Here is a 9,307-nt window from a genome sequence, read left to right on the forward strand (position 1 = left end):
CATCGTGTTTATAAAAACTTTGATCCAAGGGCGAAGATTATTAAAGTAGCAGCTAATGAAGTACTTGGCGATTTAGGAGTAGAAGATCCTATTTTAGATATTGCAAGAGGGCTAGAAAAAGAAGCATTGGAAGATCAATATTTTGTGGATAGAAAACTATATCCAAATGTAGATTTCTATTCTGGTATTATATATAGAGCTATGGGAATTCCGGTAGAAATGTTTACAGTGATGTTTGCATTGGGTCGTTTACCAGGTTGGATATCGCAATGGAGAGAAATGCGTATGCGTAAAGAACCAATAGGCAGACCAAGACAATTATATACTGGTGAAACATATAGAGCATTTAAGACTATCGATGAGCGATAGTATGTTGTAATAAACATTAAAAAGCTTCATAAACTTTATGAAGCTTTTTGTATTTTAAGGTCTTATTGAAACAGCCATGACAAGTCATTTTGCTAACCAAAGGATTATGATATGGATGTTCTATGTGACCGTTGAAAATATTATATTTTAATTCATGAAATTAAACGTACAGAACGAAACATCTCGGCTTAGAGCAGTTGTTTTAGGAATAGCAGAAAGCAATGGACCTGTGCCTTCAATTGAAGATGCTTACGATCCAAAATCAATAGAGCATATAAAAGCTGGGACATATCCTAAGGATAGCGATATGGTTAAGGAGATGGACGCGGTTGCTAAAGTTTTTGAAAAGTATGATGTTACCGTTTATAGACCTAAATCTATTAAGGACTATAATCAGATTTTCTCTAGGGATATTGCTTTTGTTATTGAAGACAAACTCATTAAAGCTAATATATTACCAGATAGAGAGCGTGAATACGAAGCGATTGATCATGTAATTGAGCAAATTAATGATGGCAAAGTTATCATACTTCCTGAAGAATGCCATGTAGAAGGAGGAGATGTAATGCCATGGAACGAGTATATTTTTATTGGCACGTATTCTGGTGAAGATTATCCAGATTATATAACAGCGCGTACTAATATGGATGCTGTTATTACTATTCAAGAATTGTTTCCGCATAAAACTGTAAAGGCTTTTGAGCTACGCAAGTCAAATACAGAACCAAAAGAAAATGCTTTGCATTTAGATTGCTGTTTTCAACCCATAGGAAAAGATAAAGCCATACTTCATAAAAATGGATTTTTAGTAGAAAGTGAATATGAATGGTTAGTTGATTTCTTTGGGAAAGACAATATATTCGAAATCACAAAAGACGAAATGTACAATATGAATAGTAATGTATTTTCTATTTCTGAGGATGTAGTTATTTCTGAACAGAACTTTACAAGACTTAATTCTTGGCTCAGGGAAAATGGTTTTACTGTAGAAGAAGTACCTTATGCTGAAATTGCCAAACAGGAAGGCTTATTGCGCTGTTCTACAATGCCTTTGATAAGAGATTAATCAATTATAATCTTCTTAGTGATTTTACTACCATTTGACTCAATAACTGAAAGATAAACACCATCTCCAAGATGACTAAGATTAATCTGAGTTAGTCGAAGCTTCAGAATTTGTTTATAAACTAGTTTTCCTAGGATATCATATATTTTAAAATCTACATCATTACTAATCGATGGATCAAGTTTTATATTAAAAACTCCTTTGTTAGGGTTTGGGTAAATTAAGATAGAAGAGCTTATAGGAAAATCATCAACAGCTAAAACTTCTGATGCTACTGAAAATTCCATTAGAGCTCCTAATGCGCCTTTGGTTACTTCAAAAAGGTAATTAGCGTCCATATTGACTAATAAATCATTAGTTGTATGTGCATATGGTGATTCATTTTTCTCATAAAGCCCTGTGATTATTTCTCCATTATTTTCAAACGGAATATAATCTGAGGAATAAGCAAATGAAATTTCGGTATCTAGAGTTGAATATAGTTCGATACAGTTTGCTAATATAGTTGTAAAGACAGATGATTCTGAATTATTTTGCGGAGGATTGCTACGATCTTCTTCGCAAACAATTATATTATTAGTTAGTCCATTAACTCCGCCAACTTCATCAATATTAAATACAACTCTAATATCTATATTTTCTGGGTTCACAGTATTATTAACGTAGTATTGAGAACCTACTAAACCGTCTTCTTCACCACTGAAATGAATAAATTTAATAGAATATTCTGTGTTTACATTTTTGAGTAAACGTGCTAGTTCCATAAGTAATACTGTACCACTTCCATTATCATTTGTACCAGTGCCTTGAATAGTATCGTAGTGTGCATCAACTATTACATAAGTATCAGGATAAACCGTTCCGATTTTAGTAACAATAATATTGTTGCTCGTACCAGCAGAATATGTAAACTCTTGTAACTCAATGTTTGTATATCCTAAAGTTGTGTAATGAGAAGTAATCCAATTTTCGGCATTAGTGAGTGCTATAGTACCAACTTCTTTAACCCCATAATTTTCAAAGGTGGTTAAATCATTTACAATATTTGTAGATGAAACATTACTAACTATACTTCCATAAAATGAATTATAGGTTTGTCCATAGGTAATGTTATAAATTGTTGTAATAATTAAACTTAAGAATAATTTTTTAACCATAATCAGGGCTATTAGGTTATTATTTTCGATACAAAAAGTAATTGGTAACAAGATTTATATATTCTTGTTTAGCCTCGTCTTCACTTATATCTTGTATTTGAAAAAGTGCATTAGTTTTAAATGCGTTAATGATAGGTTTTCTACTGCTTGGTCGTCCGTAATTGTTTGTTGCTTTTTTGTAGTAAGCATATAAACGAAGTAAAAAATCAGCAGGAAACGGCTCATTGTGATCGTTTACACGCTCCACAGCAGCATCAAATTCTATTTCTAATTCTTTGGATGTCATTTCATTTCTGCGATGATACTTTCGCCACCTCGTACTTTTTGGTTGAGTTCTACTTTAATATCTGCATCTAAAGGTAAAAATAAATCTACTCGCGAACCAAATTTTATAAAACCAGAATCGTCTCCTTGCTGAGCAGAAGTATTAGGTTTTGCATAATTAACAATACGTTTGGCTAGAGCACCAGCAATCTGGCGATATAATACTTTACCAAAATTGTCATTTTCTACCACAACAGTTGTTCGTTCATTTTCTTCACTCGCTTTTGGATGCCAAGCTACAAGATATTTTCCTGGATGATATTTACTATAGCTTATATTTCCACCAATTGGATAACGAGTTACATGTACATTAATAGGAGACATAAATACTGAAACCTGAATGCGTTTATCTTTAAAAACTTCATTTTCCATAACCTTTTCAATCACCACCACTTTTCCATCTACAGGAGATAATGCTTGTTTGTCATTAGCATGTGTATGTCGTTTTGGGTTTCTAAAAAATTGTAAGATTAAAATAAAGAAAGCTAAAACGGCAATCATTAGACCTTTGCGTAACCATTCATTAGTAATGAATCCATCTATTAAAAAAAATGACCCAACAACTATAACAAGTGTTATGAAAATAATTTTATGACCTTCTTTATGAAACATAGCTTAATATTCTTAAAAATAAATATATAAATGGTGAGGCAAAGATAATACTATCTAGTCTATCTAAAAGCCCTCCATGACCTGGCATAATAACTCCACTGTCTTTAACACCAGCTTGGCGTTTAAATTTAGATTCAATTAAATCACCTAATGTGCCAAATACGCTTACTATTATTGCAAGTATTAACCAACTGGTAAAGCCAAGAGTTTCTGTGTAAGTTGCGATGAAATAACTAGATATGCATGCAAAGAATAAGCCTCCTAAAAAACCTTCCACTGTTTTTTTTGGCGAGACGCTTGGAAATAATTTTTGTTTTCCAAAATTTTTCCCTACAAAATAAGCTGCACTATCATTAACCCAAACCAGTATAAATGCACCTAAAAGTAACGATGGGCTAAAGTTATTTTGATAGTTAGCAATGAGTAGCATAAAAACAAATCCACTAGATAGATAAAATGTAGTTGCAAAGTAACGTTTAGACTCGAAGAGAGGAATTTTATTCGAAGTGAATAAATCTTTTATTAAAATAAGATTTACAAATATGGTAATGACTAGTAAGATTTGGGTTGCTTCATCACTACCAGCAAGATTTTTATTCCAAAGGGATACATACAAAAAACCAACATATAGTAAAATAAATATGATGTATTGAATGTAAGACTTAAGCTTAATAAGGTTGCTAAACTCTATCAAGCTTAAAACACCAAAAATAGCGAGAAGAGCTATTAAGGCTTCTTGTGCATATAATGAACCAATAAGTAACATTACATATATAGCGCCAGAGATTGCTCTTATAAGTAGTTCTTTCATTATAAATCCTCTAGTAGAAGTAGATATAAGTTTTTAGCACTACTTCCATAAGTTAGGAAGTCTTTATCGTCAGCAGCTTTAAAGTGTTTTATTGTTGTAATATTTGTAGGTATTGTAGCTTTACTTTTTTCCTTTATACCTTTTAAACCTTCACCAATACTTTCTACAAACTGACTTGTTGTTGCATAAATAATAAAATGATCAGGCAATTCATTTAGTTTCTTTTCTGCAATTTGATTTGATGAAATTAATAAAGAACCATCATCAGATATTAAATATTCACAGGTTGATAAAAAGTATGAACTTTCTGAAGTTTTTTTGGTGCTATTTAGATTAAAATCCTTGAATAATTCTGATAAGCGTTGATCGATTAGAAAAACTTTATCATTATGCCATTTGTTTTCGGCAAGAATAGAGTTAAAACTGTCTTTAACCTCCTCCATATTTTCGCAATACAAAAACTTACCTCCATTGGCCTTAAAGTTTATTGTAAAACGTTCATCTACAGGTAATTTAACTTCAGGCATGTATTTGCCACGCTCTTGATTTGGTATGTGCTCTTCGGTTTGATCTTTTTTCCCGAAGAATTTACGAAATAAGCTCATTCAATTGTTGCTGTTAATCCTAATTTTAGTGCATTTCTCAAATATAAAAAAACTTAAATTAACATTTGGTCAATTTAAGTTTTTTATATGATAGCATTAAGATTTACTCTTCTTCGTTAGATATAATTTCAGATATAGTTTCTGGTTTATCATAAGGACGTTTTCCAAAAATCTTCTCAAGATTATCTTTAAAAATAACTTCTTTATCTAACAGTACTTCAGCCAGCTCTGTGAGTTTGTCTTTATGATTTTCTAATAGTTTTATAGCACGATCATATTGCTTTTCTATTATATCAGAAATCTCTTTATCAATTAGTTCTGCAGTTTGCTCACTGTAGGGTTTTGTAAATCCATATTCTGACTGACCTGAAGAATCATAATAGGTTAAATTTCCAACCTTATCACTAAGTCCATAAATTGTAACCATTGCTCTAGCTTGTTTGGTAACCTTTTCTAAATCACTTAAAGCACCTGTTGAAATTTTATCGAAAATCACTTTTTCAGCAGCTCTCCCACCTAAAGCAGCACACATCTCATCTAACATTTGCTCTGGACGAACAATTAAACGCTCTTCTGGTAAATACCAAGCAGCACCTAAGGATTGTCCTCTTGGTACTATTGTTACTTTTACTAATGGAGCAGCATGCTCTAGCATCCAACTTACAGTTGCATGACCAGCTTCATGGAAAGCGACAGCTCGTTTCTCTCCTGGTGTTATAATTTTATTTTTCTTTTCTAATCCACCAACAATTCTATCAACAGCATCTAAGAAATCTTGTTTATTAACAGCTTTCTTTCCTTTTCTTGCGGCAATTAAAGCGGCTTCATTACATACATTGGCAATATCAGCACCAGAGAAACCAGGTGTTTGTTTTGCTAAGAAATCGATATCTAAAGTTTCTTCTTTTTTAAGAGGACGTAAATGCACTTCAAAAATTTCTTTACGTTCTCTTACGTCTGGTAGATCTACATAAATCTGACGATCAAAACGACCAGCACGCATTAAAGCTTTATCTAAAATATCTGCTCTGTTGGTTGCAGCTAATACAATTACGTTTGAATTAGTGCCAAAACCATCCATTTCAGTTAATAATTGATTTAAGGTGTTTTCACGTTCATCATTAGAACCTGACATAGCATTTTTACCTCTAGCACGACCAATAGCATCGATTTCATCAATAAAAATAATCGATGGAGATTTCTCTTTAGCTTGTTTAAATAAATCTCTTACACGAGACGCACCAACACCAACGAACATTTCAACAAAGTCAGAACCAGACAATGAGAAGAATGGTACTTTAGCTTCACCAGCAACTGCTTTTGCTAATAAAGTTTTACCAGTTCCTGGAGGTCCTACAAGTAAGGCACCTTTTGGTATTTTACCACCTAAGGCTGTGTACTTTTCTGGGAATTTTAAGAAATCTACAATTTCTTGTACTTCTTCTTTTGCACCTTCTAAACCAGCAACATCTTTAAATGACGTTTTTATATCTGCTTTTTCGTCAAATAGTTTTGCCTTTGACTTTCCAATATTAAAAATCTGTCCACCAGCTCCTCCACTTCCGCCAGAAGACATACGACGCATAATGAATATCCAAACACCAACAATAAGAATAAAAGGTAATAAGGTTAAGAGTAAATCTCCCCAAACATTTTGCTCAGTTTCATAAGTCAGTTCAGTCGTTAAATTATTAGAACTAATAATTTCATTGACTTGTTTTTCAAAATTCTGAAGGTCACCAAACTCAAATTTATAGTTTGGTACTGGAGTTACCGAAGGTAGTATCGTATTCGGTTTTGTCTTTTTATGAATTTCTTGCTCTTTAGCTTCTTTAGTTAAATAGACCTTTGCTTCTCGTTTATTTACAATTACAACCTTAGCAACATCTCCTTTGCTTAAATAATCCAAAAATTGTGCTGGTCTTGTTTGGGTTCCTGTAGAACCTCCAAAACCACCTGAGAATATTTGAATAGCAAGAAATGCAGCAATGATAGCTCCGTATATCCAATACGGACTTATTTTTGGTTTTTTGTTTAAATTTTTATCGTCTTTAGCCATCAGTAGCGTTTGTCTTTTTAGTAACTAGTTTCTATTTGAGTTGTTTTAGCGTCTCCCCAAAGACTTTCGATGTCGTAATATTCTCTAATATGTTTTTGAAACACATGTACGACAACATTAACGTAATCCATTAAAACCCATTCGGCATTATCGGTTCCTTCGATATGCCAAGGTTTATCTTTAAGGGTTTTACTAACTTGTTTTTGTATGGAATTGACGATTGCATTTACCTGTGTATTAGAAGTACCTTCACAAACAATAAAATAATCGCAAACCGTATTTTCTATTTCTCTTAAATCTAAAATTATAATCTCTTTTCCTTTAACCTCTTCTATACCACCTATGATTGTTGTAATGAGTTGGTCTGCATTGGTATTTTCTTTCGTCATTAAAATGTATTAAATTTATGCAAAGTTATTATTTTTTTAGTTCTTGTAGGCTCTAATTGTCATAAGAAAACCATAAAATAAAACTGCCTTTAAATGTATATAATCAAACTTGATGCCATTGACTCCACAAACGTTTATCTAAAGCGTCTGGCAGCAACTGCTTTACCAAGGGATTATACTGTTGTTGTCGCGGATTTACAGACCAAAGGACGAGGGCAAATGGGAACCAATTGGCAAGCAGAAGAAGGTAAAAGCCTTACAGTTAGCGTGTTTAAGGTATTGCCTCATTATAAAATAGAGCAACAGTTTTATATAAGCATGGTGGTTTCTTTGGCAATATGTAAAGCATTAACAGTATTTAATATTCCTAAGTTATACATAAAATGGCCTAACGACATTTTGTCAGAAGACAAGAAGATATGCGGAATTTTAATAGAAAATGTCATTAAAAGTAACCAATTACAAGGTTCTGTAATTGGTTTTGGCTTGAATGTCAATCAGAAATACTTCGAAAACTTACCTCAAGCATCATCCATGAATTTAATTTCTGGAATTGTTTTCGATAAAGATGAAGTATTATCTGAAATTTTGAAACAGTTACAAGGCTATTTTGAAATTCTTGAAACCCAAAATTTATCTAAAATAAAATCTGAATATGAATCTTTGCTATTTCGAAAAGATAAACCATCAACATTTAGTACTCCAGATGGTTATACATTTTCTGGTATTATACAAGGAGTGACTGAAAATGGAAAATTAAAAGTTTGGACAGAGGATGAAATTATAAAGACCTTTGACCTTAAAGAAGTGACGTTACTATATTAAACAGCAGTCTTCATATTTGTCACTAAAGTTTCAATAAATTTAGTAATTGGGCCTTTTATCATCATAGCCATCATAGCATTAAATTCACCTTCAAATGATAATTGCACTTCTGTTTTATTAGCTTCAACTTCTGTAATATTTCCGATTAGAGAAAAGTCTAATTTTCCGCCAGCAGCTCCTAAAACAATTTTACTATTTGGTGTAGCTTCTTTTTTCTTTAAAATAATTTCTGGCATTCCTTTTAAAGCAAACAGAAATTTATCGTTTTCTAAAACTTCAAATTTACTAATGTTTTCAGGCATTAGGCTTTCAAAATTTTTGACATCAGATAAAAAGTTGAACGTTTCTTCAGTAGATTTATCTAAAGTTACCTTTGGGGATTCTAAATTCATAATATAATTTTTATATGAGGTCTATATCAATTAGCGTTCCATTCGCTAGGATTGGCATTCCATTGTGCTAAAATGTCTTGTTGTTTTTCTGTTATATAGTGTGTATCTAAAGCTTGTTCTAGTAAGTTTTCATAATTACCAAGCGTATGCAATTCGATATTAGCTTCATCAAAGTTCTTTGAAGCCACATTAAAACCATAAGAGAAAATTGCAACCATACCTTTAACAGTAACTTCAGCGTCTTTTAAAGCGCGTACGGCATTTAAACTACTTTTACCAGTGCTAATTAAATCTTCAACAACCACAACAGTTTGTCCCTTTTCTATGTAACCTTCAACTTGGTTTTGGCGACCATGCTTCTTAGCTTCTGGTCTTACATAGACGAACGGAAGATTAAGATATTCTGCCACCAAAGCTCCAATACCAATAGCACCTGTTGCTACACCAGCAATAACATCTGGTTTTCCATAAAGATCTTCGATTTGTTTAGCCATTGTTTCTCTAATATAATTTCTAATTAGAGGATAAGACAATACAATTCTGTTGTCGCAGTAAATAGGTGATTTCCATCCAGATGCCCAAGTAAAAGGGTCATTGGGTTGTAATTTTATAGCATTAATTTGCAATAAAACTTCTGCGGTTTTTTTAGCGGTATCTTTATTAAAAATCATGATGCAAAATTAATGAATTTTGTAGGC

General features: G+C 32.4%; 12 protein-coding genes. 3 read left to right on the forward strand and 9 right to left on the reverse strand.

Translation table 11 applies throughout. The annotated features are described in order from the left end of the window. Both QZZ53_RS15875 and QZZ53_RS15880 read left to right on the forward strand, forming a co-directional pair. A partial coding sequence (locus QZZ53_RS15875; protein WP_296386496.1) for a citrate/2-methylcitrate synthase occupies positions 1-369 on the forward strand: 369 nt, incomplete at its 5' end. Positions 370-523: 154 nt separating this feature from the next. Then, positions 524-1,435 carry an arginine deiminase family protein gene (locus tag QZZ53_RS15880; protein WP_296386498.1) on the forward strand — a complete coding sequence of 304 codons (912 nt, stop codon included), beginning with the start codon at positions 524-526 and terminating at the stop codon, positions 1,433-1,435. Here the strand turns inward: QZZ53_RS15880 and QZZ53_RS15885 are convergent. From QZZ53_RS15885 to rsfS, 7 genes are all read right to left on the reverse strand, one after another. Further along, positions 1,432-2,592 carry a M28 family peptidase gene (locus QZZ53_RS15885; protein WP_296386499.1) on the reverse strand — a complete coding sequence of 387 codons (1,161 nt, stop codon included), beginning with the start codon at positions 2,590-2,592 and terminating at the stop codon, positions 1,432-1,434. The two genes, QZZ53_RS15880 and QZZ53_RS15885, sit on opposite strands and share 4 nt — an antisense overlap. A gap of 19 nt (positions 2,593-2,611) precedes the next feature. Continuing rightward, positions 2,612-2,878, reverse strand: a complete 267-nt coding sequence (locus QZZ53_RS15890; protein ID WP_296386501.1) for an acyl-CoA-binding protein — start codon at positions 2,876-2,878, stop codon at positions 2,612-2,614. Then, positions 2,875-3,528: a phosphatidylserine decarboxylase family protein gene (locus tag QZZ53_RS15895; protein ID WP_296386504.1), complete on the reverse strand. Its 654-nt coding sequence runs from the start codon at positions 3,526-3,528 to the stop codon at positions 2,875-2,877. Before QZZ53_RS15895 ends, QZZ53_RS15890 begins: the two co-directional genes overlap by 4 nt. Continuing rightward, positions 3,518-4,339, reverse strand: a complete 822-nt coding sequence (locus QZZ53_RS15900) for a phosphatidate cytidylyltransferase (RefSeq protein WP_296386506.1) — start codon at positions 4,337-4,339, stop codon at positions 3,518-3,520. Before QZZ53_RS15900 ends, QZZ53_RS15895 begins: the two co-directional genes overlap by 11 nt. Next, positions 4,339-4,944 carry an LUD domain-containing protein gene (locus QZZ53_RS15905; protein ID WP_296386508.1) on the reverse strand — a complete coding sequence of 202 codons (606 nt, stop codon included), beginning with the start codon at positions 4,942-4,944 and terminating at the stop codon, positions 4,339-4,341. The genes QZZ53_RS15900 and QZZ53_RS15905 overlap by 1 nt, the downstream gene beginning before the upstream one ends. Before the next feature lie 103 nt (positions 4,945-5,047). After that, positions 5,048-7,003 carry an ATP-dependent zinc metalloprotease FtsH gene (gene ftsH, locus QZZ53_RS15910; protein ID WP_296386511.1) on the reverse strand — a complete coding sequence of 652 codons (1,956 nt, stop codon included), beginning with the start codon at positions 7,001-7,003 and terminating at the stop codon, positions 5,048-5,050. Positions 7,004-7,020: 17 nt separating this feature from the next. Next, the gene (gene rsfS, locus QZZ53_RS15915; protein WP_296386514.1) at positions 7,021-7,392 is read right to left on the reverse strand and encodes a ribosome silencing factor; all 372 of its coding nucleotides are present in this window, start codon (positions 7,390-7,392) and stop codon (positions 7,021-7,023) included. Positions 7,393-7,485: 93 nt separating this feature from the next. On the opposite strand from rsfS, the gene QZZ53_RS15920 reads away from it, so the two are divergent. Then, positions 7,486-8,217 carry a biotin--[acetyl-CoA-carboxylase] ligase gene (locus QZZ53_RS15920; RefSeq protein WP_296386516.1) on the forward strand — a complete coding sequence of 244 codons (732 nt, stop codon included), beginning with the start codon at positions 7,486-7,488 and terminating at the stop codon, positions 8,215-8,217. Here QZZ53_RS15920 and QZZ53_RS15925 read toward each other — a convergent pair. Together QZZ53_RS15925 and pyrE are read right to left on the reverse strand one after the other, a co-directional pair. Beyond that, complete coding sequence (locus QZZ53_RS15925) at positions 8,214-8,609, reverse strand: SRPBCC family protein (protein WP_296386519.1); 396 nt, start codon at positions 8,607-8,609, stop codon at positions 8,214-8,216. The genes QZZ53_RS15920 and QZZ53_RS15925 overlap by 4 nt on opposite strands. Before the next feature lie 26 nt (positions 8,610-8,635). Then, complete coding sequence (gene pyrE / locus QZZ53_RS15930) at positions 8,636-9,280, reverse strand: orotate phosphoribosyltransferase (protein ID WP_296386521.1); 645 nt, start codon at positions 9,278-9,280, stop codon at positions 8,636-8,638. Between the last annotated feature and the right edge of the window lie 27 nt (positions 9,281-9,307).

Origin of the sequence: Winogradskyella sp. (genome assembly GCF_016744625.1) — a bacterium.
Classification (GTDB): Bacteria; Bacteroidota; Bacteroidia; order Flavobacteriales; family Flavobacteriaceae; genus Winogradskyella.

Coding starts and splice junctions, on each gene's coding strand:
- QZZ53_RS15880 (WP_296386498.1), top strand. CDS start 524: ATGAAATTAAACGTACAGAACGAAACATCTCGGCTTAGAGCAGTTGTT.
- QZZ53_RS15885 (WP_296386499.1), bottom strand. CDS start 2,592: ATGGTTAAAAAATTATTCTTAAGTTTAATTATTACAACAATTTATAAC.
- QZZ53_RS15890 (WP_296386501.1), bottom strand. CDS start 2,878: ATGACATCCAAAGAATTAGAAATAGAATTTGATGCTGCTGTGGAGCGT.
- QZZ53_RS15895 (WP_296386504.1), bottom strand. CDS start 3,528: ATGTTTCATAAAGAAGGTCATAAAATTATTTTCATAACACTTGTTATA.
- QZZ53_RS15900 (WP_296386506.1), bottom strand. CDS start 4,339: ATGAAAGAACTACTTATAAGAGCAATCTCTGGCGCTATATATGTAATG.
- QZZ53_RS15905 (WP_296386508.1), bottom strand. CDS start 4,944: ATGAGCTTATTTCGTAAATTCTTCGGGAAAAAAGATCAAACCGAAGAG.
- ftsH (WP_296386511.1), bottom strand. CDS start 7,003: ATGGCTAAAGACGATAAAAATTTAAACAAAAAACCAAAAATAAGTCCG.
- rsfS (WP_296386514.1), bottom strand. CDS start 7,392: ATGACGAAAGAAAATACCAATGCAGACCAACTCATTACAACAATCATA.
- QZZ53_RS15920 (WP_296386516.1), top strand. CDS start 7,486: ATGTATATAATCAAACTTGATGCCATTGACTCCACAAACGTTTATCTA.
- QZZ53_RS15925 (WP_296386519.1), bottom strand. CDS start 8,609: ATGAATTTAGAATCCCCAAAGGTAACTTTAGATAAATCTACTGAAGAA.
- pyrE (WP_296386521.1), bottom strand. CDS start 9,280: ATGATTTTTAATAAAGATACCGCTAAAAAAACCGCAGAAGTTTTATTG.